Here is a 24,320-nt window from a genome sequence, read left to right as displayed (position 1 = left end):
CCCTACCCTACGGTCACGCTGCCGCGCTCGATGCGAAACAACGCATCGACCAGATCGGCAGAGTGAGTGTCATCAGATTCAGAAATCAGTACGCACAATCCTTCCTGACCCAGCTTGGCAATCACCTCGCTCAAACGCCGGGACAACACCGGCGCCACACCTTCGAAGGGCTCATCGAGCAGCAGCAACTTGTTGCCCGGCATCAATGCCCGCGCCAGTGCCACCAGCTTTTGTTGCCCGCCGGACAATTGCATGGCCTTGCGGTCACGAAACTGGGCGATTTCCGGGATCAGGCTGTAGACCCACTCCAGGCGGCGCTGGCTGTCGGCCAACTTATTGGCCCAGACCGGCAGCAGGATATTTTCTTCCACGGTCAACGACGGGATCAGGCGACGGTCTTCGGGCAGGTAGCTGATACCGGCACCGGCGCGGGTAAACCCGGGCAGGCCGCGCAGGTCCTGACCGGCAAAGGTGATCGAGCCGGAATCGGCGTCGAGCAGGCCCATGATGGCGCGGATCAGGGTGGTTTTGCCGGCACCGTTGTGACCGATCAGGCCAACCATCTGGCCGCTTCCCACCTGCAGGGAGACGTCATGGAGGATGGGCACGCCTTCGATCGAAACGTGCAGATTGCGAATATCCAGACTCATTGCGCTGCCCTCTTGTGAGCGTTCGGGCCACCGGTCACAAACTCTTGTACCCGCGCGTTGGCCAGCACGGCCTCGGGTGCGCCATCGGCCAGGACTTCACCGCTGTAGAAAGCCAGAATCCGCGACACATAGCGGCGCACCACGTCCATGTCATGTTCAACGAACAGCACCGTGACCTTATGCTGGGCGACAACCCGCATCACCGTGTCCATCAATGCGGTTTTTTCCTCGGAGCTCACCCCGCTGGTGGGTTCGTCGAGCAGCAGCATTTGCGGATCACCGATCAGCGCCATCGCAATGTCGATCAGTTTGCGCACGCCTTGGGGCACGGCGGTGACCGGCGTGTCGCGCCAGCGGCTGATGTCGAATTCAGCGAGGATCGCATCTGCCTGGGCGATGCGGGATGCATTGCGCATGGGCGCCAGCAACGACGGAAACGGGCTTTGTGCGGCCGATACGGCGATGAGCAAGTTGTCCAGCACGCTCAATTGCGGGAACAACTGCGCCACCTGGAACGAACGGGCCATGCCCGCCCGGGTGATTGCCCGAGGGGTGTGGCCGATGATGGACTGGCCGTTGAACAGAATCTCGCCACTGCTGGGTTTCAGGTAGCCGGTGACCATGTTGATAAACGTGGTCTTGCCCGCGCCGTTGGAACCGATCACGCCGACCACTTCACCTTTGTGGATGCGAACATTCACATCCTTGGCCGCCGTGACGGCGCCGAACGATTTGCACAGGCCCTTGGTTTCGAGGATGCAACTCATGCTTTTGCTCTCCGTGCTTGCCCGGTGAACAGGCTCCACAAGCCTTTAGGCAGAAATACGATGATTGCCAGCAGGGTGAACCCCAAAATCATCTGCCAGCTGTGTGGCACCAGTTCGATGGCGTAGGTGCGCACCACGGCAAACAGAATGGCTGCAATGAACGGTGCTGCAACATGGGCGGTACCGCCCAGCAGCGCGATAAAGACGAATTCGCCCGAAGTGATCCAGTAGGCCATTTCAGGGTCAATGTGCCCGGCAGACAAGGCCATGAAACCACCGCCCAATGCCGACACCGCGGCAGCCGCAACGTAGTTCATGTACAGCACCCAGCGTGGGGACTGGCCCAGGTATTCAACCCGCACTTCGTTTTCACGAATGGCTTCGCACATCATCCCGGCGCTGCTGCGGCTGTAGCGATGCAGTAACACCGCCAGCACTGCCGAGCAGGCAACGATGATGACAAACAACGCCAGCGGCGCCTGCCCTGAAGCCGGGGTCCAGCCGAACAGGGTCCAGGCCTTGACGTTGAAGCCGTCGGTGCTGCCCAGGGCCGAGCTTTTTACCAGCACGCCGTAGAGGATCATCGAGAACGCCAACGACAGCATGGCGAAGAAAATCTCGCGGTAGCGGGTCATCAACAGCCCCAGCAGCATGGCCAGCAACACTGCGGCGCCCACTCCGATCAGCAACAGCACGGCCAGATCGGTGATGTCCAGAAAATGCCCGCTCATGCCCACGGCATAGCCGCCCACACAAAAGAACAGGCCCTGGCCAAACGTCACCAGCCCGGCGCGCATCTGCATCACCACGCCTTGCACCACCATGGCCTTGGCCAGGGCCATCGTCAGCAGGAACACCAGCCATTGCGGCGCGATAAAACCGCCCGCCGCCAGCAGCACGGCAACGCCGAGCAGAATCAATTCGGTTTTACTCAGGCGCATATCAAATTTTCCTCGCCAGTACACGGCCGAACAGCCCTTGGGGACGCACGGCAAGTACCAGCGCCATTACCCCGTAAATCACAAAGAGTTCAAACTCCGGGGCGTAATGCACCGCCGCGGCCCGGCTCAAGCCCACCAGCAATGCGCCCACTGCGGCGCCTTCGATGCTGCCCATGCCGCCGATCACCACCACGGCAAACGCCAGCACGATGATTTCCACCCCCATGCCCGGCACCACCGAAATGGCCGGAGCGGTCAAGGCACCCGCCAGCGTGCCGAGCATGGTGCCCAGCACAAAAACCAGGGTGAACATGCGCCGCACGTTGACGCCCATGGCCATCGCTACTTCGCGGTCGTGAATCACGGCGCGCAGCACCTTGCCCTGGTGTGTGCGCTCCAGCCACAACCACAGGCACAGCCCCAGCACGGCGGAAACGCCGACCAGCATCAGGTCGTAGTTGGAGACTTTCAGTCCGGCCAGGGCGCTGCGGCCCATCTCGGCGTAAGGCTGATAAGCGAAATAAGGGTTCACGCCCCAGATCATCTTCATGGTGTCTTCAAGCACCAGCAGCAGGGCGTAAGTGATGATCACCATCAGCACTTCGTCGCGCCCGTACATAAAGCGCAACAGGCCTCGCTCGATGATCAGGCCGACGATCAGGCCCGCCACCAGCGCGCAGCCCAGCATCAGCAGATACCCGGCCCAGACCGGGCCGATGCCGTTGTTGAAATACCAGCCCACGAGCGAGGCAGCGGTGTAGGCACCAATGGCATAGAAACTGCCATGAGCCATGTTCAGGATGCGCATCACCCCGTAAATCACCGTGAGCCCGGCGGCGACCAGAAACAGCCACGAGGCATAGATGGTGCCGTCAATCAGCACCGCGAAAAGACTCATCATAGAGGTCCTACCTTGGGATCAATCACGCAACCGTTGCTGTAGTCGCTGCCGCAGGCTGCGATCAGGCCCGCAGGGTTCGCGCCTTGTGAGAAGCGAAGGTCCTTGGGCCCTTATCGCAGCCTGCGTCAGCGACTACAGGTGTGTGGGGATCAGTTGCACTGAGCGCCAGGGAAGCCCGCCTTGATCCACTCCAGCGCAGTGGTGCCATCAGGCGGGGTCACGCACTCACCGGAAAAGGCGATGACGTTTTGCACGCTGCCCTTTTTATCCGCCGGGTCGTACTGGTACTCGCCGTAGGCAATGCCCTGCATGGCCTGATGACCATCGGCGCGAGCCATTTGCACGGTGCCGGACATTGACTCGAAGGTTGAGCCCTTGAACGCCGTGGCGATTTGCAGCGGGGTCGGGATTTTCCCGGACTCGACCTTGGCGTTTTCAGCCGCGTGCTTGAGGCCAAGGATCGCCTGGGCCATTTTGCTTGCCGGGTAAGTCGGGGCGGTCTTGTAGGCCGCCACGTACTTGTCCTTGAACCAGCGGTTGAGTTCGTTATCCGGGGCAAAGGCGCCGAACGGACCACGACCGCCGATGATCATGCCGTTGGGTGCCTGATCCTTGTAGCGGTCGATGGCCGACTCGCCGCAGGTCAGGACAGCCGTTGCATCTTCGAGCAGGCCACGGGCGTTGGCTTGCAGCACCAGGGCCTCCATGTCGCCACCCCAGAAGCTGGAGTGAATGATGTCCGGACGCTTGACCGAGATCGCCGAGATCTCAGCGCCGTACTGCCCCTGGAATACCTTGGGCATCTGCGATTCGACCACCTTGGCCTTGGGCATCAACTGCTCCATGGAGTGGGTGAAGTCATTCCAGCTGTCCTGGCCCCAGGCGTAGTTTTGCTGAATGCCGGCGACTTTCTGCGCGTCGGGACGAACCTTGGCCAGGTATCGCGCCGCGCCGATGTTGTCCACGGCCGCATCAAGGCTGGTGCGGAACACGTACTGCGGGGTTTTGTCTTCCTTGAACAACTGCGACGTACCGCAGTCGTAGAACACCGTCATCGCGCCCAGCTCTTCCGCCACCGGCGCGATGGCCAGGCAGTCGCCGGACGAGATGTAGCCCACCACCGCATCGACTTTCTGGCGCTGCACCAGATTGCGGAACTCCTCGACCTGCTTGGCGGCTCCACCCGCCTCGTCGATGATCACCACCTCGATTTCAGCGCCATTGATCCCCAGCTTGTCGTAGGGTGCAGGAAGCTGGCCCTTGTTCAGGCCTTCGACCAGCACCTTGGCCGCATTGGCCGACGGTTCGCCAAACGGCCCGGCAGCCGGGCCAGACAGGAAGGTCACGATACCAATGCGGAACTTGCCGTTTTCAGCCGCCTGCACACCTGTACTCAAGGACAGGGCCAGACCGGCAGCAGTGATGGCGTATGCCAAAGGGTGTTTCAACATGCTTTTCTTCGAATTATTCATGCTTGGTTCTCAATGGATGAGTGAGCGGCTAAGGCTCGTCAACGGGTTTTCGTGCGGCCAGTCGCCGCTTCAGCGTGGCGCTGTCGAGCTGTAGCTCTTGCGCCGAGTACACCGACCAGTTACCCAGCATCAGTTGGGCAGGCGGGTAAGCGGTCGTGGGCACCGGCGAGCCAATGGCCTGGCTCTGCTGGATCTGATGGGTGACGGGATCGATGCGCGAGTACGTACCGGGCGGATCTTCCGGCAAGGCGATTTCCAGGCCTTCCAGTGCACGGATCAGCGCCTGGCTGTCGGTCACGCCCCCGGTCTTTTCAAAGGCTTTGGCCAACACCATGACGCCGGTGTAGGCGCCCTGTGCGGCATAGGTTGGATAGCGTCCGCTCAACTGATGAAAGCGCTCGACAAACGAGCGGTTGCGTTCGGTTTGCGGCCAGTTGTTGTGGTGCCGGGCAGACAGGATCAGCCCCGCCGGGGCCTTGTCACCCAGGGCAACCAGAAAGTCGAAATTGGCCCCGGTGTCGAAGTTGGCCAGGCGCGAGGTCTCCAGCAAGCGGGAACCGGCCGCTTGCTTGACGAATGCGTGGAAGTCGCCGCCCCAAATGGCCGAGACGATAATGTCGGGTCTGGATTGCTCCAGCGCGGTGATATAGGGCGAGTAATCCGGCTCATACAGACGCGGCCATAGCTCGATCACGTCGTCGAACTTCACACCCAACTGGTTCAGGGCGGTGTGCAGGTCATCCCGCGACACGTGACCGTATTCGTAATCGGGGCCGATAAAGGCCAGGCGCTTCCAGCCGGTCTTTTTCTGCAGTGCCTGCAGATAACGGGCTCCGGCCGCCATTGAGGTCCAGGTGTCGTTGGTCACACGGAAGTAGTAAGGGTGGCCGTTTTCCAGGGTCATGCGCGAAGACGCGTGATCGGTGCCGATCATCAGCACTTTTTCCTGGCGGGCCAGTTGGCTGACCGCCAGCGCCACCCCCGACGAGACCATGCCGCACAGCACCTGAACGCCGTCCTTGTGGATAAAGCTTCTGGCCAGGCTGACGCCGTACGAGGCCTTGGACTGATCATCATCAATGATCACCCGCAAACGCGGCACGGGCTCACCGGCCTGCTGGCGGGCCTGCAATTCATCGAGGGCGACCTGAATCCCGACAATGCTGTCTTGCCCGTAGATGGCCGCACGTTCGGTCATCGGATACAGGCAACCCATGGTCAGATCGGCCTGGGCCGCAGGCACGCCGAGCTCCAGCCGACCGACCTCGGCACAGGCAGACGAACCAATCAGCAGACCAGCCAAAGCCGGGGCGCAAAAACGCCATGAACGCATCGGGTGCATAAATTCCTTGGGGCGTTGAAAACGCCTCTTGTTGAGCAGCCAGAGGGATAGAGCAAAGGGTGTGCCAAGCGCCACCCTGTAGCCGCAGCAGCCGGACACAGCCTTCGGCAGCGGCTACGGATGGGGTGTTTGATGCCTGTTGAGCGCTATCCGCTCAACATGCGCGCAACCCTGAGCGGTTAGCGCTCGGGTGAGCGCTCAATGCCCAGGCGTTGCAGGCGGCGCTTGAGTGCGTGCCGGGAAATCCCCAGCAATTGCGCGGCCAGGCCTTTGTGGCCCGCCGTGCGGGTCAGGGCATCAGTGACCAGTTCACGCTCGGCACGTTCGAGCTGATCACCCAGCACCAGGGCCGTGTTGTCGGGCAATGGGGATTCTTGCAACTGCGCCGGCAGCATCCCGGCACTGATCCCTTGCCCCGGCAAAAGAATGGTCAGGCGCTCAACCAGGTTCTTCAACTCGCGCACATTGCCCGGCCAGCGATGACGGCGCAGCCGCTCGACGCAGTCAGGCAAAAACCGGATCGGACTCACGCCCTCTTCCAGCGCCTGGCGCTGGGCAAAGTACTGGGCCAGAAGCAGCAGATCATCTTCGCGTTCACGCAAGGCCGGAATATCCACGGTGATCACGTTCAGGCGATAAAACAGGTCTTCACGAAACCGTCCCAGGCGGACATCGTCGGCCAGGTCCCGATTGGTGGCAGCCACCACCCTGACATCCGCGCTGCTGGCCTGGCTGGCACCCACGGCGCGGTAGTTTCCGTTCTCCAGAAAATGCAAAAGCTTGGCTTGCAGACTCAACGGCAGTTCACCAATTTCATCCAGAAACAGCGTCCCGCCATTGGCCTGGCTGACCAGCCCGGCACGCTTTTGATGGGCACCGGTGTAGGCCCCCTTTTCGGAGCCAAACAGTTCAGCCTCAATCAACTGTTCCGGCAAGGCCGCGCAATTGACCTCGATAAAGGCGCAGCCAGCACGTGAGCTGTAGCCGTGCAGGGCCTGGGCCACCAGGGTTTTGCCCGTGCCGGATTCGCCCAGCAGCAGGATCCGCGTTGCCGAACTGCGGGCAATCCGCTGCACGGCCCCATGCAATGCCAACATGACCGCGCTCTGGCCTTGCAGGCCTGCCGCCAACTCCCCACTGGCGACCGGCTCCGGCCCATCAAGGGCCAGGGTGCTGCTGATGGTGGCGAGCAAGTCATCCAGTTCAAATGGCTTGGTCAGGTAATCGGTCGCACCGCCCTTGACCGCCTGAACGGCCGCACGGGTATCCCCATGGGCAGAAATCATGATCACCGGCAGCAGCGGGCTGCGCAGGCGCAAGCCGTCCAGAGTGGCCATGCCGTCAATCCCCGGCAGGCCAAGATCGAGCAGGACAATGTCGATGTCATCCAGGGCATGCTGCAGTGCCGCTTCGCCACTGCCGGCCGTGCTGATGCGCATGCCCTCCTCACGCAAGGCATAGCTGAGCGAGCGCACCAGCGCTTCTTCATCGTCGACGATTAAAACGTGAACATCGGACATCAGCGACTCACTTCAATTCGTTCTCTGTTGGGACGTGTCCTGCTAGCAGGGGGGATGGCGGCATCGGGCAATCCAGTATCACCCGAGTGCCCTCGCCCACGGTGCTGGCGATTTCCATTCGGGCGCCGTTGGCCTCCAGCAACTGCTGGCAAATGCTTAGCCCCAAGCCGGTGCCACGGGCCTTGAGGGTGAAAAATGGCTGGCGGATATTCTGCAAGTCAGCGGCCGATATACCGCAGCCCTGATCAGTGACCACCATACGTACCCGCCCTTGCCAGGGCTCGGCGTCAAGCCGGACAACCTGCCCCTCGCTGCTGGCCTGCAAGGCGTTCAAGCATAAATTGAGCAACACCTGCTGGGCCTGATCCGGGTCGATATACACCTGCAAGTCCGGTGGCGCAGCGCACTGAAAATCAATGTTGCGTGCCTGCATCTGGGGCCCGACCACGTGCGCGGCGTGGGCAAAAAGCTGCGCCACCGACACCTCTCGCGGCTGAGCCGGGCGCGGCCTGCCGTACTCCAGCAAGTCATTGGTGACCCGTGACAGGCGGTCGATTTCCTTAACCAGATCACTCAGCAGCAGGCGTCGTTGCGGCTCTTGCTCCCGGCGCAGCAGGGCCTGAACGGTAGTTTTCATGGTTGCCAGCGGATTGCGCACCTCATGGGCAACACCGGTGGCGAATGTACCGAGCACCGCGAGGTTTTCGGTGCGCACGGTTTTTTCCATGACCTGGGCCAGGCGCTCGGCCATCACGTTGAACGCCCGGGCTACATGGCTGATTTCATCGTCACGGGGCTGCCGGGCCAGACGGTAGGTCAGGTCGCCCATGGACAGCTGGTGGGCACCTTGCAGCAGCGTACTGACCCGTGAACGCAGTTGCCGGGACAGGGTGAAAAACACGATCAGGATAAAACCGATGAAACCCGCAGCGACCCAGTACAGCCACCACCGGGCGTCGTTGAGCGGCTTGAGGATCGCTCCCGGCTCCACGCTGAACACCAACTGCCAGCCCGGCAGAATGACCGGTCCTTCATGCCATTGGGTCGGGGCCTTGACCTGACGGCCAGTGGGGTCGACAAACTCGCCTCCGGGCACGCGCAACAGCGGCGCCACCACACCGCTCATGCCTGCACTGACCAGCAGTTCGGTCAAGGACGCCAGGCGTAGATGCAGCGCAATCCGTACCCGCTGGTTGGTGCGGCCGTTGCGCACGCTCTTGCGGATCAGAAAGCTGCCCGAACCTCCCGCCTTGGGCAGCAGCGGGCCAATGACCTCCACATCCCCCACCTTTTGCACCGCCAGACCCGCGATGGACCAGTGCTCACTGCCCCAGTAAGGCTCACTGGAGGCAGACTGGCCTGGCAATACCTTGACCAGCCGGTCCTGCTCATCGAAAAACAGCACCCCGTACATGAAGGGCAAGTCCCCCTCCAGCTTGAGCAACGAATCCACGTCACTGATCAGGGGTGACGGGTCGGCGATAAAGTCAGGCATGTTGGGGTGATTCGACAGGGCCGAGAGCTGGTAAAAGCGGTCATCCAGAAACGATGACAAGCGGTTTGCCGTCGACAGCGCCTGAGCGTCGAGCCGCTCACCGGTCAGGCGGTTGAGCAGATCCTTGGCCAATTGCTCGTAAAGAACGGCAAGGGTGATCAGCGCAATGCTCATCACAAAAACCGAAAGCAGGGTATAGCGCGCCACCAGGCTTCGGTGTGGCCGGGCCAGCCAATGGAGCAGCGCATGGAAAGAGGCATTGAGGGTCATGGTGTGCTTGATTGTTTTTTTAATGGCACCAGCATAGGGATCGACCCTGCGCGCTGTCCATGACAAACAGACCTTTGAGTTGCGATCGGGCACCCCTCTCGATTAATATACGTTTCATATACATTTCATATTGAGCATTCAGATGGGCATCGTAAAGATCTCGGACGCCACCCATGAAAACTTGCGGGTCGCCAGCAACGCACTCAACCGTTCGATCAATGCACAGGCAGAGCACTGGATGCGTATCGGCATGTTGACCGAATTGCATCCCGACCTGGATCACAACCAGATCTGCCGCTTGCTGATACAGGCCGAACTGCAAGGCGGTCTCGATTTGAAGCACGTGTGCGAACTGGCTGATGCCACTGCGGGAGCAAATCAATGAGAAACAACGTCGTTATCAATAGCCCGGCACAGATTGCCCAGTCCAAGGTGGCGGGCAAACTGGCCGCCGAGGTGCTGGCCATGATCGGCGAACACGTGAAGGCGGGCGTTACCACCGACCAGCTCGACCAGATCTGCCACGACTACATCGTCAATGTGCAGAAGGCCATTCCGGGCAACGTGGGCTACCACGGCTTTCCGAAAACCGTGTGCGCGTCGGTCAATGAAGTGGTGTGCCACGGCATTCCTTCGAACCGGGTGCTGCAGGACGGCGACATCGTCAATATCGACATTGCGGTGGTCAAGGATGGCTGGTTCGGCGACACCAGCCGCATGTACTTCGTCGGCGAACCCAGTGCCGCCGCACGGCATCTGGTCAAGACCACCTACGACGCCATGTGCGCCGGTATCCGCATGGTGCGCCCCGGAGCAACCCTGGGCGATATCGGCCACGCCATCCAGACCCTCGCCGAGAAAGAAGGCTTCAGCGTCGTGCGCGAGTACTGCGGCCACGGCATCGGCAAGGTCTATCACGACGAGCCGCAAGTGCTGCACTACGGCTATCCGGGCCAGGGCATGAAGCTCAAGACCGGCATGATTTTCACCATCGAGCCCATGCTCAATGCCGGCAAACACCATGTCAAAACCCTGCCCGATCACTGGACCGTGGTCACCAAGGATGGCGCGCTATCGGCTCAGTGGGAGCACATGGTCGCCGTGACCGACGAAGGCTTTGAAGTATTGAGCCCGTGGCCGGACACGATGGCCGACTACCCCGCCATCGTTTGACGGGCACTGCATAAGGACGGCGATATGGCGGTTGAAAATTACGAGCAATTGGCAATCTTCTCGGTCGTCGCCCAAGAGCGCAGTTTTACGCGCGCCGCGGCCCGGCTCGGCATATCGCAACCAGCACTCAGCCGGGCCATGCGCCAACTGGAGGAGCGGCTGGGGGTCAGGTTGCTGGCGCGGACAACCCGCAGCGTTGCCCCCACGCAAGCGGGGGAGCACCTGTTGCAGGTGATTGCGCCACGCTTCGACGAGATCAACAACGAACTGGCGCTGCTCAGCAAGTTCCGCGACAAACCTGCGGGCACATTACGCATCACGGCAGGGGAGCATGCCTCGATCGCGGTCCTGCAACCGGTGCTGGCTCAGCTGTTGCCTGACAACCCCGACTTGAACATTGAAATCATCGTTGACTACGGCCTGACCGATATTGTCGCCGAGGGCTTCGACGCTGGCGTGCGTCTGGGCGAACAGGTAGCCAAGGACATGATTGCCATGCGCATCGGCCCCGATATGCGCATGGCCGTGGTCGGTTCCCCCGCGTACTTCAGTCGCTACCCCACGCCGGTGACCCCGGCCGACCTGGTGTCACACAACTGCATAACGCTGCGCATGCCCACCCACGGCGGCCTGTTTATGTGGGAGTTCGAGAAAAACGGCCAGGCGCTCAAGGTGCGGATAGAAGGCCAACTGGTGTTCAACAACATTGCCATGCGCCTGGAGTCGGTCCTGCAGGGGCTGGGCCTGGCCTATATGCCGGAAGATGTGGTGCGGCCCCATGTCGAGCAGGGCCGTTTGATCCGCGTGCTGGAGGACTGGTGCGAACCCTACTCTGGCTACCACCTCTATTACCCGAGCCGTCGTCAGTCTTCCCCGGCCTTCACCCTGTTGCGCGAAGCCCTGCGCTACCCCGACTGACGCGCTGCCAGTTGCGCGTCCAGCGCCTCGACGGCGCGCCGGGCGGCATCTCCATCACCGCTTTCGGCCAATACCTGGCTCACCTCGCGCAGTTGCGCCTCGCTCAGACCCACCCGCAGGCTTGCGCCCATGTGTGAGCGCAGTTGCGGCTCAACCCCGGGCGTGGCAGCCAGTGCTCCGACGGTCGCCAGCTCGCGGCTTTGCCAGTCCAGATTGTCGCGTTCAAAAATGTCGCCGAACAAATGCGCCTGCAGGTACTGGTTGATCACCGGAGCAAAGTCAAACAACGGGCCCTGTACCGGTGCACCTGAAATACGGGTCTGGTTGGCCTTGCCCGCCGCCAGTAACTCGTCGCCGGTGGGGATCACACGTTCCGGCTCACGCCCCGGCGCATCTTCAATGCCACGTTGCTGACGGGCCTGCAGCACCTTCATCAACTCACCTAGGGCGTTGAGGCTGCGCGGAAAACCGGTGTAGGCATATAACTGCACCAGGATCTCCCTCACCTCGCTGACCGTCAGACCCGCATCGAGCCCCTGATTCAGGGCACGATCAAGCGCTGGCATATTACTGCTGGCCATCGCGGCGGCGATCAGGGGAATCGCGCGCTGGCGGGGCGACAGGCCCTGCTCGACCACCCCGCCGGCAGCGGGCGAATCCCCGGCCGGTTGGGCTGCTTGAGCCCAGGAGGTGGCCAGGCCCAGGCTGAAGGTAAACGCCACGGCCAGCATCGCAGATGCCTGGAATTTAACGGGCTCGGTATTGTTCATCCGTGACTTTCTCCATCCAGGTCACGTTTTTGCCGTCCACCGTGCCGGTGACGGCCAGGTGGGTCATGGCACCGTCTGGCCCTGCGCCATGCCAGTGTTTGATGCCCGGCGGGCAGACCACTACGTCGCCCGGGTAAATCTGCTGCACCGGCTTGCCCCACTCCTGCGTCAGGCCTGCCCCGGAAACCACCACCAGCCGCTGCCCGGCTGGATGAGTGTGCCAGGCCGAGCGTGCTCCAGGCTCGAACGTGACATAGGCACCCGATGCACTGATTTCATCGCTGGCAGCAAACAAGGGATCGACGCGCACCACTCCTGAAAAATAATCCGCTGGCCCCGGCGACGGTACCTGAGTGTCGCCACGGGTGATCTGCTGCGTGCGGGCCCTGTCACTACCGCCAGCGGCGGCGTCAGTCAGGGGCACCGCGGCACACAGCGCAAGCGTCCATAGTGTCCTGTTCATGCCTGCCTCCCGACTCAGAGTGTCCTGGCGTAAAAATCGGCCAGCTGGTTGATGGCTGCGTCGACATATTCAGGCACCCAGTAGGTCTGGATATGGGTCGCGCCCTCGATCTTGAACAACGTCTTGTCCTGGGTGCCCGTAGCCTTGGCGAACGCCTGCTCGGTCATGTACAGCGTGTCGGCCTTGCTGCCGGCAATCATCAGCAGCGGCGTGTTGAGCAGTTCGAGTTGATTGGTGGCATCGAAGCTCATCAGGTCCAGCAGGCTGCTCAGGGTGTATTTGAAGGTCGAGTTGGGGTGGGCATGGGTCTTGCCGTAATACTCGAAGCCTTCGCGATACAGGTCGAAAGGCAGCTTGGCGATCTGTTCGTCGGTGAGTTTGACATCACCGGTGTACACCACCTCCCCGCCTGCCGCTTCCTGGGCACGGGCTGCGGATGCCTGTTGCAGACGCTCCTGGATAGTGTCCAGTTGCGAATCCATGAAGCCATTACGGCGAACCAGCCCGGAGTTGAACATGCTCACGGTGGCAATCGACTGGAAGCGTTTGTCGCTTTGCCCCGCCTTCAAGGCATAGCCACCACCGCCGCAGATGCCCAGCAGGCCAAGACGCTGAGGATCAACACCGGGGTAACGGGCGATGAAGTCAGCCATGCCGTGGATGTCTTCAACGCGGTTGGCAGGTTTATCCACATTGCGCGGCTGACCGCCACTGGCCCCCTGATAGGCGGCATCCGCAGTGATGGTGATGTAGCCCTTTTCAGCCAGGCGCTGGGCATACAGGCCCGCCACCTGCTCCTTGACTCCGCCGTTGGGGTGAGCAACAACAATGGCCGGGTATTTTTTGTTGGCATCGTAGTTCGCCGGAGTGTACACATTGGCGGCAATATCCAGGCCGTTGAGCGTGTAGGTAACCGGATGAATGTTGACCTTGCCCGGCTCGTTGCGGGTGATTGCGCCAGCGTAGGTCAAGGTAAACGGGTTGGCTTTGTAGTCGCCCGCCTCGGCGGCGGACATACCGACCATTGCGGCCATTAGCGTGGCTTTAAGCACCGTAAACGTCATAAAAATCTCCCCGTCAAAGTGAAACTTCTGTAGGAAACGGCCGCCATAGACGTGCGCGTATTCAATATAGAAGTAACTTAGCGGCTGGGAGTTAATTGATAAACGGCGCTTACCGGATAGCACTTATATCAAGCATGCATAAATGCCCCACCCTGGCCTGATCTGCACAATGGCGCTACAACCCTCCTTGCACTTGATCCAGCCGCTCGCGCAAGAACTCGATCAATGCCTGCACCGGCTGCGAGCGCTGGCGGTGCTGCGGATAGACCGCCGATAACGCCAGCGGCGCGCAGCGGTAATCGTCCAGCACCCGGACCAATTGCCCGCTCTCCAGCGCCGAGCCGACGATAAAGGTCGGCAGGTAGGTAATCCCCAGCCCGGCGATGGCCGCATCCTTGAGCAACTCACCATTATTGACCCGCATGCGCCCGCTGACGTTGAGGGTCAGGGGCTTGCCCTGCCCTTCGAAACGCCACTGCACTTGACGGCCATGACCGTAGGGCAGGCAATCATGCTCGTGCAGCTCCTGGGGTTTGAGCGGTGTGCCCCGCTCGGCCAGGTAGGCCGGGCTGGCACAGTACACGCGATCGATGCTGGCGATACGGCGGGCAATCAGGGTCGAGTCTTCCAGCACGCCGATGCGCAAGGCCAGGTCATAGCCTTCGCTGAGCAAGTCCACTGGCCGGTCGCTGAGGTCCACCTCTACGGTCACGCCGCTGTAGCGCTGCAAAAACAACGGCAGCAGGCAGCCCAGATGCGCCATCGCAAAGGACAGCGGCGCACTGACCCGCAGGGTGCCGCGCGGCTCGCTGGTCTGGCCGGCGATGCCCTGCTCCATGTGCTCGACGTCGTTGAGCAAGCGCATGGCCGACTCGTAATAGGTCTGCCCCAGGGGCGTGACGTCCAGTCGCCGGGTAGAGCGGTTGAGCAGGCGCACGCCCAGTCGCGCCTCCAGTTGCATCAATCGTCGGCTCACGAATTGCTTGGACAGGCCCAGTTGGTCGGCCGCCGCCGTGAAGCTGCCGGAGTCCATGACCTGGCAAAAAATACGCATGTCTTCAAAGGGGTTCATTGTCACTACCTGGTGGACAGTTAAACCCTTTATAGCGGCTTTTTCCCTTTTCAACACCCGTCTATTCTCTGTGCACGGTCCCCCTCTCTCGCCTGCTTTCTGAAACTGGAGTTTGCCCATGTCCTTTCTCCTCGATCACCCGCTGTCCTGGGGTGCCGTGCTGTTGGTGATCGACACCGCACTCTGGCATCTGGCGCCGTTCAAGCAACGTGTCACCCGGGTGGGAGTGCGTCTGGCGCTGTTTGCGATGTTCAGCGCGTTGATCATCAACGCTGGCGTCAGCCCGTTGCAGGCCCCGCTGTTTACCGATGACCGGGTGGAGCAATTGGGGGCGACGGCGCTGGGAATTGTGTGGTGGCTGTACGCGGCGCGGGTGCTGACCGAAGTGATCGGCCTGGTGCTGATGCGCCGCATCGGTCACAGCGGCCGCCTGCTGCAGGATGTGATTGGCGCCCTGGTGTTTCTGGCGGCCATCGTCGCCGCAGCCGGGTACGTGCTGGAGTTGCCGGTCAAAGGTTTGCTGGCGACTTCCGGGGTGGTCGCCATTGTGGTCGGCCTGGCCTTGCAGAGCACCCTCAGTGACGTGTTTTCCGGCATCGTGCTCAACACCACCAAGCCGTATCAGGTGGATGACTGGGTGGTGATCGACGGTGTCGAAGGCAAGGTGCTGGATATCGACTGGCGCGCCACCCACCTGCTGACCAGCGCGGGCAGTACGGCGGTCGTGCCCAACTCGGTGGCGGCCAAGGCCAAGATCGTCAACCTGAGCCGGCCCACGAATCTGCATGGCGTGTCGATCAGCATTCAGGTGCCCAACCATGTTCGCCCCCGCCGGGTGCTCGATGCACTGGAGCGCACGCTGCAGGGCAGCAGCAGCCTGCTGCTCAATCCTGCGCCCAAAGCGGTGCTCAAGGAGGCTGGCGAGATCATGTCCGAATACGTGGCCAGCGGGTTCATTGCCGACTTGGCCAGAAAAAGTGAAGTGCGCAACCAATTGTTTGACCTGGCCCACCGACACCTGGAAGCGGCGGGTATTTCACGCCAGCCTGACGCGATAATCGAACCCGCGGGCCGGGCGCGGGCCTTGCTCGACGAGGTGAAAGTCTTCCGTTCCCTGAGTGAGCAAGAGCGGGACCAGATCGCCCTCTCCATGGTTGCCCAGCAATACGCGGCCGGTCAGGTGGTGCTGGCGCTGGACGAGGTGCCGGACAGCCTGATGGTCATCGCCACCGGAGTGGTCAGCGTGACCGTGCCCGACGCAGCGGGGCCTGTTGAGGCCGGACGCATGGGGCCGGGAGAGATCATGGGCGAGGAAAGCATTCTCACGGATTCGCCGTCCCAGGCGACCTTTACCACCTTGACCTCAAGCATCATTTATCGGCTCGACAAGTCTGTGACCCGCGAATGCATGGCGCAGCGCACAGAGGTAGGACGGGCGTTGAACAGGTTGCAGGCCGTGCGCCAGCAAAGTAGCCGCATGGCGCTGATGGCCGCGCCGGCACCGGCCATCAAAGGCGGTTTTTTGAGTTGGTTGCACAGGCGCTGAGAAGGGAGGGTGATATCTGTAGCCGCTGCCGCAGGCTGCGACGGGTTGCGAAGCGACCCTCGTTCCAAAACCAAACGAAGGTCCTGCGGCTCTTATCGCAGCCTACGGCAGCGACTACAACAGCAACGGAGCTGCCTTACTTGGCGGTCAATACCGAATAGCTGTTCATCAGGTTGCGGTAGTTGGGAATGCGCGGCGACAGCAGGTTCGCCAGGCCTTCCATGTCATTGCGCCAATCCCCTTGCAGCTCGCACGCCACCGAGAACCAGTTCATCAACTGTGCACCCGCTGCCGTCATTCGCGCCCAGGCAGCCTGTTGTACGGTTTCGTTGAAGGTGCCCGACGCATCCGTCACCACAAACACGTCATAACCTTCAGCCAGCGCCGACAGCGTCGGGAAAGTCACGCATACATCCGTCACCACACCCGCAATGATCAGTTGCTTGCGACCGGTCGCCTTTACCGCCTTGACGAAGTCTTCGTTGTCCCAGGCATTGATCTGGCCAGGACGCGGGATGTACGGGGCGTCCGGAAACTGTTCCTTAAGCTCCGGCACCATCGGGCCGTTGGGGCCGTTTTCAAAACTGGTGGTCAGAATGGTCGGCAGCTTAAAAAACTTGGCCACATCGCCCAACGCCAGCACGTTGTTCTTGAATTCGTTTGGCGAGAAATCCTGGACCAGCGAAATCAGACCGGTCTGGTGGTCAACCAGCAACACCACAGCATCATCTTTGTTCAGGCGCTTGTACGGAACAGTGCTCATGTGAAACTCCTCGATAGATAGGTGTTACGGGATCAAAAGGCGAAACAGGAGCAGCCAAAGGCGCCCCAGAATCCGGCAAAGTCGCTGACCGGTGCATTCGACAAACGTGCTTTTTCATGGCCATGGGCATGCACCGCGCATGGCCCGCTGCATTGGTGGACCTGCGCCTGCAGCGGCGCACCCGGGCGCCAGTGGCCGGGGACTTTCACCACCGGCGACCAGTCGGGCAACACCGGTACGCGGGCCGGGCCAAGTTTTTCGAAGTCGCCGGCGGCATACACCACCTTGCCGCCCACCACGGTCAGCACGGACTCGATCCACTTGATGGCTTCTTCGTCGACGCTGAAAAAGTCCGCGCTCAGGGCCGCCACGTCTGCCAACTGGCCGACCTTGATCTGCCCCTTTTTGCCCTGTTCGGATGAAAACCAGGCGCTGCCGTGGGTGAACAGCTCCAGCGCAGTGAGCCGGGGCAGGCCTTCGGCGTGCAGCTCAAGACCACCGACCGTGCGACCGCTGACCATCCAGTAGAGCGAAGTCCACGGGTTGTAGCTGGACACGCGGGTGGCATCGGTGCCCGCCCCCACCGGCACGCCTTCGGCCAGCATGCGCTTGATGGGTGGCGTGGCTTCGGCCGCTTTGGCGCCGTATCGCTCGACGAAATACTCGCCCTGGAACGCCATGCGATCCTGAATCGCAATGCCGCCGCCCAGGGCCCTTACCCGCTCAATGTTATGGGGGGTGATGGTTTCGGCATGGTCGAAAAACCACGGCAAGCCATTGAACGGAATATCGCGATTGACCTTCTCGAACACGTCGAGCATGCGACTGATGGATTCGTTGTAGGTGGCATGCAGGCGAAACGGCCAGCGCTGCTCCACCAGGTGGCGCACCACGGGCTCCAGTTCGTCTTCCATGGTTTGCGGCAAGTCCGGGCGCGGCTCAAGGAAGTCCTCGAAGTCCGCTGCCGAGAACACCAGCATTTCTCCGGCGCCGTTGTGCCGCAAAAAGTCATCGCCCTGGTGGAGGGTGACGCTGCTGGTCCAGTTCTTGAAATCGGTCAGTTCTTCCTTGGGCTTTTGCGTAAACAGGTTGTAGGCAATGCGGATGGTCAATTGCTGGTCTTTGGCCAGTTGCTCGATGACCTGGTAATCATCTGGATAGTTCTGGAAACCACCACCCGCATCAATCGCGCTGGTGAGGCCCAGGCGATTGAGTTCACTCATGAATTGGCGGGTGGAGTTGACCTGATACTCCAGCGGCAGCTTCGGCCCCTTGGCCAGGGTCGAATAGAGGATCATCGCGTTGGGCCGCGCCACCAGCATGCCGGTCGGATTGCCGTTGGCATCGCGCACAATCTCGCCACCCGGCGGGTTCGGGGTATCGCGGGTATAGCCAGCCACTCGCAGCGCGGCCCGATTGAGCAGCGCCCGGTCGTACAAGTGCAGGATAAAGACCGGAGTGTCCGGGGCCGCCTGGTTCAGTTCCTCCAGGGTGGGCAGGCGCTTTTCGGCGAACTGGAATTCGTTCCAGCCGCCGACCACGCGCACCCATTGCGGAGTCGGCGTGCGATCGGCCTGATCCTTGAGCATGCGCAACGCATCGGCCAGGGATGGCACGCCTTCCCAGCGCAGTTCGAGGTTGTAGTTCAGGCCGCCACGGATCAGGTGCAGGTGCGAGTCATTAAGGCCCGGAATGACACAGCGCCCCTTGAGGTCGATGACTTGGGTGCCCGTACCGCGCAGGGCCATTGCCTGAGCATCGGTGCCGACGGCCACAAAGCGGCCGTCGCGGATGGCCACGGCACTGGCATGGGGGTTTTCGCGATCGACGGTATTAAATTGGCCATTGAATAAGATCAGATCGGCGTTCATCGCGGTTCCTCGGGTTCAGTGGCAGCAGTCAGCCAGGGCGCGAACACACGCGTCGCCATTGGCATAAACAGATAAACCACCGAAACAACGATGGTCAGCGTGATCACAAAGGTGGCGACCACGTACTGGGAGAAAAAAGGGCTCAAGCCCAGCAAGGGCTTCCAGATCAGCGGCACCAGCAAGGTATGGGGAAAAATCACCATCAGCGTCAGCACGGCCTGCTTCCAGCGGGGGGGTGGCGTTCGGGACTCGGTGTGGGGCGCGAACCAGAATTCGTTGACCGGATTGACCTCGGTCTGGTCACCGTCCGCCAGCATGGGAGTGGCTTCGTTGACCAGTTCGCGGCGTTGCGACGAGTCCAGCCAGCGCTGCATGGCGTCAGTGGAGCAAAAGCGCAGCACGCAGGTATAGGTGTCCAGACCGGCACTCTTGCCGGGCACGACATCCACCCCCAGATGCCCGTCCCACTGCCCGGCGATGCGCACGATCTTGCGCAGCCACGCGTTGTAGGGCACTTCAAAACCGGCCTTGACCCGATGCTTGACCACCAGGGTCACAACCTCATCGAAAGCCCGGGTCGGCGGATTGATCTCAGTGGATTCAGACATGACGCAAGGCTCCAACCCTATCCAGTCGACTATTCCCTGCAGACACTTCAACCGCGGGAACGAGAGGCTCGCTCCCACGGTGGATCGCTACAGAGTTGAAGTGAAGCAACGCGTATCAGCCCTTGAGAAACGCCAGCAGATCGGCATTGAGCTGATCCTTGTGGGTATCCGTCAGCCCGTGGGGGGCACCGGGGTAGATCTTCAGCGTAGAACCTTTGACCAATCCTGCCGACGCAATGCCCGCAGCTTCGATCGGCACCACCTGGTCGGCGTCGCCGTGGACCACCAGGGTCGGTATGTCGAACTTTTTCAGGTCTTCGGTAAAGTCGGTTTCAGAGAACGCCTTGATACAGTCGTAGGCGTTTTTGTGGCCGCTGGTCATGCCCTGCATCCAGAACCAGTCGATCATGCCCTGGGAGGGTTTTGCCCCCGGTTTGTTGAAACCAAAGAAAGGGCCGCTCGCGAGGTCGATGTACAGCTGCGAACGGTCCGCCAGTGACGCCTGGCGAATCCCGTCAAACACCTCTAGCGGCAAGCCGCCAGGGTTGGCCTGGGTTTTGAGCATCAAGGGCGGCACCGATGAAATCAGCCCCGCCTTGGCCACCCGGCCCGTACCATGACGACCGATATAACGCGCCACTTCACCGCCGCCGGTGGAAAAACCGAACAGCACGGCATCCTGCAGGTCCAGCAGCTCGATCAACTGCGCCAGGTCATCGGCGTAGGTGTCCATATCGTTGCCTGCCCACGGCTGGCTGGAGCGCCCGTGGCCGCGGCGATCATGGGCGATCACCCGATAGCCCTTGGACGCCAGGAACAGCATCTGCGATTCCCAGCTATCGGCGTTCAGCGGCCAGCCGTGGCTGAACACCACGGGCTGCCCCGTGCCCCAGTCCTTGTAGTAGATTTCGGTGCCATCGCGGGTGGTGAACGTACTCATGGGGCGGTCATCCTTGTGCAAGTGCAAAGAGTTCTCATCTATCTTGGCAGGCATCGATGACAGCACAACTGCTCTGGTAGGAGCGTTACGGCCATATCGGTGCCCACCACGGACAGTAGAGGCTAGCTGAACTGCTCGCGGTACTGAGCCGGGGTCAGACCAAGCTTTTCATTGAACAGAAAACGCATGTGCCTGACGCTGCCGAAGCCACTTTTGAAAGCGACTGTTTTCAGGGGCAACTCACTGGTCTCCAGCAGGTTTCTGGCCCGGTCTATACGCGCGCCCTGAAGAAAATCCATGGGCGTCATGTTGACCTCACGGGCAAAAACCCGGGCAAAGTGTCTGGCACTCATACTGGCCAGGCTGGCCATGGATTCAATGCTGAAAGCCTGATCGAGGTGTTCGAGCATATGGTTCTGAACCCGGGTTATGGGGGTTTCCTGGGGGCCAACCGAGGCCATCAGTGGACTGAACTGCGCCTGGCCGCCCTGACGTTTCATGACCACCAGCAGGACTTTGGCCACGTCCAGGGCGATTTTTTTGCCGTGGTCATTGGCGACGACCGACAGCGCAAGATCGATACCGGCCGTGACGCCGCCAGAGGTAATGAGATTGCGGTCCTGCACGAAAATCTGGTCGACCTCTACCCGGGCCGAGGGGAAGGCCTTGATCAGCCGCTCGGTGTAATGCCAATGGGTCGTGACGCGATAGCCATCCAGCAAACCGGCAAAGCCCAGCAAGAATGCCCCGGTGCAGATGGACCCGTATTGCCCGGCCCGGGTCACGGCGCCCTTGAGCCACTCCAGCAATGCCTGCGGTTTATCGTTGTAGGCCCCCGGACCACCGGGTACCAGCAGCAAGTCATAGTGCCCGCTGGCCTGGTCAATATGCCGATCCGCCTGCAGCTTTACGCCATTTGAGGCGCGCAGCAGGCCGGGCTCGGTAGCCAGAGTGGTCAATTCATACTGCTGATCCGGCTGTAGATAGCGGTTGGCAATCGAGAACACCTCCATGGGCCCCGCCATGTCGAGCAGCAGAAAGTCTGGAAACAACACCATCGCCACGGTTTTCATAAGATAGATTTCACTGTAGGCAGCTGCATGAGCGAGTCCGCTGTGGATAAACAATAGTGCGCCGCATCCGGGCCACTGCAAACGCGCAGTTCATGAGCGAGCGTCGGAAAAATCATACGTGATAAATCCGCTAAAATTGTCAACTACAGAGAGACACTGTTTCAGTTTCCATCTACTTAATTTACTGATCAGTAACCATTAACCTTCTCCTCACTCGGACGAATCAACGTCCACACAGGAGATGTCATCATGCTGACCCTTCGCAAAGCATCCGATCGCGGCGCCGCCAACCATGGCTGGTTGAAATCGTTCCACACCTTCTCATTTGCCAACTATCGCAACCTGGATGAACAAGGCTTCTCCGACCTGTTGGTGATCAACGACGACCGCGTGGCAGCGGGTAAAGGGTTCGGTCAGCACCCCCATCGCGACATGGAAATTTTCTCCTACGTGCTCGACGGTGCGCTGGAACACAAGGACACCCTGGGCACAGGTTCAGTGATCCGCCCGGGTGACGTGCAATTGATGAGCGCCGGCAGCGGCGTGGCGCACAGCGAGTACAACCACTCGCACAACGAGCCTGTGCACTTTTTGCAAATCTGGATCGTGCCTGACGTCGGTGGCGCCAAACCCCGCTACCAACAAGAGCACTTCACCACGCAAAAGAAACGCGGACGCCTGCAACTGATCATCTCGCCCGATGGCGCCGATGGTTCGTAAGCGCTCCATAAACCCCACCAACTTAAAGATGGGTAACGCGCCTAGTTAGGCGACACCAGCGAGCAGTTCCACGGCAACAGCGCTTCGTAATCTTCAACCGAGGTCGCCAGTGGCAGCCGTTCTAATGCGTGGCGCAGCCACGCATAGGGCTCTTGGCCGTTGGCTTTGGCAGTCTCGACCAAGCTGTAAAGTTGAGCACTGGCCGTCGCGCCTTTGGGTGTGTCGCTAAACAACCAGTTCTTTCTTCCGATGACGAAGGGCCTGATCGCACGCTCGGCGGGGTTGTTGTCGATCGGCAAATAGCCTTCCTCGGCGTACCGTTCCAGTTTGTTCCAGTTACTCGCCAGATAGCCGATGGCCTTGCCCAAGGCGTTCTGAGACGTAACTTGTGGCTGCGTCTTTTCCATCCAGCTTTTTAACTGAGCCAGCACTGGCAGACTCCGATCATGACGGCCAGTTTTACGATCGTCGTCGCACGCATCCTTCAGATCACGCTCTACACCATAGAGTTTGTTGATCAGGTTCAGCGCGATGTCAGCACGTCCCGTCTTGCCTTTCGGCTGTACTTTTTGGGCTTCAACAAACTTGCGCCTTGCGTGCGCCCAGCAGCCCAAACGTTCGACTCCGGCCTGCGCGCCCAACGCGTTATAACCGGCGTAATCATCGGTCATCACATAGCCACGATAACCATCGAGCAGGCGTGTCGGCACCTCCTGCGCGCGGCTGGTGGAGTAGTCAAAAAGGATCACTGGTTTATCTGGCGGGCCGCCGGTTTGCACCCACATCCAGGACTGGCTGCTTGGATCTCGGTCAGGCTCTTTCAACACCTGTACCCGTGTTTCATCGCAGTGGACAACACGGCTGCCCAACAGGCTATCGCGCATTAAATTCAGCAGCGGCTGAAAGTGTTCACCGCACTGGATAACCCAGCGTGCCAACGTCTGGCGCGGGATATCGACACCATGGCGGCCCAAGACTTTTTCGAAACGGTGAAGCGGTAGTCCATCGACGTACTTGGTGGTCAGCAGCATCGCCAGAACACTTGGGCTGGCCATGCTTTTTTCAATCAGTTGAGCCGGCTTGTCAGCAGTGACCGGCGCCATCTCGCAGTCGCGGCAACCGTAAACTTTGCGAACGTGTCTGATCACACGGATCTGCATCGGCACGATTTCAAGCTGCTCGCTGACTTCTTCGCCAATAGTGTGTTTGCGGCAGCCGCAGACGCACGTCAGTTCATGTTCGGGAAGTTCGTGGATAATCTCGATGCGCGGCAGGTCGGCGGGCAGTGGCTTGCGTTTGCCGCGGCGCTTGATCGGGGCAACGACTTCTTCAGATGAGGCTTCGTCCACAGGCTCGACGACGCTTTCTACTTCATTGAAGAGGGCCAGTTGCGGCGTTGCCGCATCAGCTGTTTGCTCGGACTTACGTCCGAACAGACGCTGAAGCAGGAGGGCATTCTGCTCTTCGAGCCGAACAATCTTTCCCTTGTCCAACTGACGCTCGTCGAGCATCTGCCCAAGCATTTGCTTGAGCAGCACGGGATCATCGGGAAGGTTTTCGGGCATGGAATTCATGGCCCGGATTATACCGAATCAGGCTACGAATCGCGGTGTCAAAACTTGGTGAGGGCGGTTACGCCAGAGGTCAAAGCCATCGAGCATCCAGTTGAGTTCCTGGACGGTCAGAACGATCGCCTCGTCGGTGGAGTCCGGCGATGTTTTGAATCGTTCGGACTCGAGGCGCTTGAGCCAAAGGCAGAAGCCGTTGCGCTCCCAATACAATATCTTCACTCGGTTGCGGGGCTTGTTGAGGAAAACGAAAAGCACAGGGTCGAATACTGCGACTTTAATATCCAGCTCGACCAGCGCAGCCAAGCCGTCGATGGATTTTCGGAAGTCCACCGGCTTGGGGTACAGATACACTTTTTCGACTTTGGCATCGGGTCGCATCATGGCGAGCTGGCTCCTGAGGGGATCGGGAG

Annotated in this window: 21 protein-coding genes and 2 pseudogenes; 5 read left to right on the top strand and 18 right to left on the bottom strand. The window is 60.6% G+C overall.

The features are described 5' to 3' along the window. Nucleotides 1-2 precede the first annotated feature (2 nt). The 8 genes from V6P94_RS10655 to V6P94_RS10620 form a co-directional block, all read right to left on the bottom strand. Nucleotides 3-650: an ATP-binding cassette domain-containing protein gene (locus V6P94_RS10655; RefSeq protein WP_133077785.1), complete on the bottom strand. Its 648-nt coding sequence runs from the start codon at nt 648-650 to the stop codon at nt 3-5. Next, nucleotides 647-1,417: an ABC transporter ATP-binding protein gene (locus tag V6P94_RS10650; RefSeq protein ID WP_338649315.1), complete on the bottom strand. Its 771-nt coding sequence runs from the start codon at nt 1,415-1,417 to the stop codon at nt 647-649. The genes V6P94_RS10655 and V6P94_RS10650 overlap by 4 nt, the downstream gene beginning before the upstream one ends. Continuing rightward, on the bottom strand, nt 1,414-2,358 hold the full coding sequence (locus tag V6P94_RS10645) for a branched-chain amino acid ABC transporter permease (protein WP_326398276.1): 945 nt from the start codon (nt 2,356-2,358) through the stop codon (nt 1,414-1,416). The genes V6P94_RS10650 and V6P94_RS10645 overlap by 4 nt, the downstream gene beginning before the upstream one ends. A gap of 1 nt (nt 2,359) precedes the next feature. Then, nucleotides 2,360-3,259 carry a branched-chain amino acid ABC transporter permease gene (locus V6P94_RS10640; protein WP_133077788.1) on the bottom strand — a complete coding sequence of 300 codons (900 nt, stop codon included), beginning with the start codon at nt 3,257-3,259 and terminating at the stop codon, nt 2,360-2,362. A 149-nt stretch (nt 3,260-3,408) separates the two neighbouring features. Then, nucleotides 3,409-4,731: an ABC transporter substrate-binding protein gene (locus V6P94_RS10635; RefSeq protein WP_338649314.1), complete on the bottom strand. Its 1,323-nt coding sequence runs from the start codon at nt 4,729-4,731 to the stop codon at nt 3,409-3,411. Between the two features lie 28 nt (nt 4,732-4,759). Further along, nucleotides 4,760-6,064, bottom strand: a complete 1,305-nt coding sequence (locus V6P94_RS10630) for an ABC transporter substrate-binding protein (protein ID WP_133077790.1) — start codon at nt 6,062-6,064, stop codon at nt 4,760-4,762. 188 nt (nt 6,065-6,252) lie between these two features. After that, nucleotides 6,253-7,593, bottom strand: coding sequence for a sigma-54 dependent transcriptional regulator (locus V6P94_RS10625; protein WP_133077791.1), 1,341 nt, complete (start codon nt 7,591-7,593; stop codon nt 6,253-6,255). A gap of 7 nt (nt 7,594-7,600) precedes the next feature. Further along, complete coding sequence (locus tag V6P94_RS10620; RefSeq protein ID WP_338649313.1) at nt 7,601-9,358, bottom strand: ATP-binding protein; 1,758 nt, start codon at nt 9,356-9,358, stop codon at nt 7,601-7,603. A 142-nt stretch (nt 9,359-9,500) separates the two neighbouring features. On the opposite strand from V6P94_RS10620, the gene V6P94_RS10615 reads away from it, so the two are divergent. From V6P94_RS10615 to V6P94_RS10605, 3 genes are read left to right on the top strand one after another with little or no spacing between them, the layout of a single operon-like run. Continuing rightward, nucleotides 9,501-9,743 carry a ParD-like family protein gene (locus V6P94_RS10615; RefSeq protein ID WP_133077793.1) on the top strand — a complete coding sequence of 81 codons (243 nt, stop codon included), beginning with the start codon at nt 9,501-9,503 and terminating at the stop codon, nt 9,741-9,743. Next, a complete protein-coding gene (map, locus tag V6P94_RS10610; protein WP_326398279.1) occupies nt 9,740-10,531 on the top strand; it encodes a type I methionyl aminopeptidase in 792 nt (263 codons plus the stop codon). Before V6P94_RS10615 ends, map begins: the two co-directional genes overlap by 4 nt. Nucleotides 10,532-10,555: 24 nt before the next feature. Continuing rightward, a complete protein-coding gene (locus V6P94_RS10605; protein ID WP_219262463.1) occupies nt 10,556-11,449 on the top strand; it encodes a LysR family transcriptional regulator in 894 nt (297 codons plus the stop codon). Here V6P94_RS10605 and V6P94_RS10600 read toward each other — a convergent pair. From V6P94_RS10600 to V6P94_RS10590, 3 genes and pseudogenes are all read right to left on the bottom strand, one after another. Next, nucleotides 11,437-12,682 (bottom strand): annotated as a pseudogene (locus V6P94_RS10600) (cupin domain-containing carboxymuconolactone decarboxylase family protein). The gene V6P94_RS10605 and the pseudogene V6P94_RS10600 overlap by 13 nt on opposite strands. 14 nt (nt 12,683-12,696) lie before the next feature. Next, on the bottom strand, nt 12,697-13,746 hold the full coding sequence (locus V6P94_RS10595; RefSeq protein ID WP_133077797.1) for an alpha/beta hydrolase: 1,050 nt from the start codon (nt 13,744-13,746) through the stop codon (nt 12,697-12,699). A gap of 175 nt (nt 13,747-13,921) precedes the next feature. Further along, complete coding sequence (locus V6P94_RS10590; RefSeq protein ID WP_326398280.1) at nt 13,922-14,818, bottom strand: LysR family transcriptional regulator; 897 nt, start codon at nt 14,816-14,818, stop codon at nt 13,922-13,924. 118 nt (nt 14,819-14,936) lie between these two features. Here V6P94_RS10590 and V6P94_RS10585 point away from each other — a divergent pair, with 118 nt between their 5' ends. Beyond that, entirely contained in the window at nt 14,937-16,364 is a 1,428-nt protein-coding gene (locus V6P94_RS10585) for a mechanosensitive ion channel family protein (protein WP_219262466.1), read from the top strand. Between the two features lie 136 nt (nt 16,365-16,500). Here the strand turns inward: V6P94_RS10585 and ycaC are convergent, their stop codons facing one another. From ycaC to V6P94_RS10560, 5 genes are all read right to left on the bottom strand, one after another. After that, a complete protein-coding gene (ycaC, locus tag V6P94_RS10580) occupies nt 16,501-17,127 on the bottom strand; it encodes an isochorismate family cysteine hydrolase YcaC (RefSeq protein ID WP_133077800.1) in 627 nt (208 codons plus the stop codon). Between the two features lie 32 nt (nt 17,128-17,159). Continuing rightward, a complete protein-coding gene (locus V6P94_RS10575) occupies nt 17,160-18,998 on the bottom strand; it encodes an amidohydrolase (protein WP_219262468.1) in 1,839 nt (612 codons plus the stop codon). Then, the gene (locus tag V6P94_RS10570) at nt 18,995-19,606 is read right to left on the bottom strand and encodes an antibiotic biosynthesis monooxygenase (protein ID WP_219262469.1); all 612 of its coding nucleotides are present in this window, start codon (nt 19,604-19,606) and stop codon (nt 18,995-18,997) included. Before V6P94_RS10570 ends, V6P94_RS10575 begins: the two co-directional genes overlap by 4 nt. 115 nt (nt 19,607-19,721) lie before the next feature. Beyond that, entirely contained in the window at nt 19,722-20,546 is an 825-nt protein-coding gene (locus V6P94_RS10565) for an alpha/beta fold hydrolase (RefSeq protein WP_133077803.1), read from the bottom strand. A gap of 122 nt (nt 20,547-20,668) precedes the next feature. Continuing rightward, a complete protein-coding gene (locus V6P94_RS10560; RefSeq protein ID WP_219262470.1) occupies nt 20,669-21,619 on the bottom strand; it encodes a GlxA family transcriptional regulator in 951 nt (316 codons plus the stop codon). 249 nt (nt 21,620-21,868) lie between these two features. Between V6P94_RS10560 and V6P94_RS10555 the strand changes: the two are divergent. After that, a pseudogene (locus tag V6P94_RS10555) lies at nt 21,869-22,336 on the top strand (pirin family protein); the annotation flags it as partial. Between the two features lie 44 nt (nt 22,337-22,380). Here the strand turns inward: V6P94_RS10555 and tnpC are convergent. Then, on the bottom strand, nt 22,381-23,913 hold the full coding sequence (gene tnpC / locus V6P94_RS10550) for an IS66 family transposase (protein WP_338649312.1): 1,533 nt from the start codon (nt 23,911-23,913) through the stop codon (nt 22,381-22,383). An 18-nt stretch (nt 23,914-23,931) separates the two neighbouring features. Beyond that, complete coding sequence (tnpB, locus tag V6P94_RS10545) at nt 23,932-24,291, bottom strand: IS66 family insertion sequence element accessory protein TnpB (protein ID WP_317757738.1); 360 nt, start codon at nt 24,289-24,291, stop codon at nt 23,932-23,934. Nucleotides 24,292-24,320 lie beyond the last annotated feature (29 nt).

It is taken from the genome of Pseudomonas sp. ML2-2023-3 (genome assembly GCF_037055275.1).
Taxonomy (GTDB): Bacteria; Pseudomonadota; Gammaproteobacteria; order Pseudomonadales; family Pseudomonadaceae; genus Aquipseudomonas.
The sequence above is the reverse complement of the archived record's forward strand: the minus strand, read 5'-3'. Positions and strand labels throughout refer to the sequence as shown.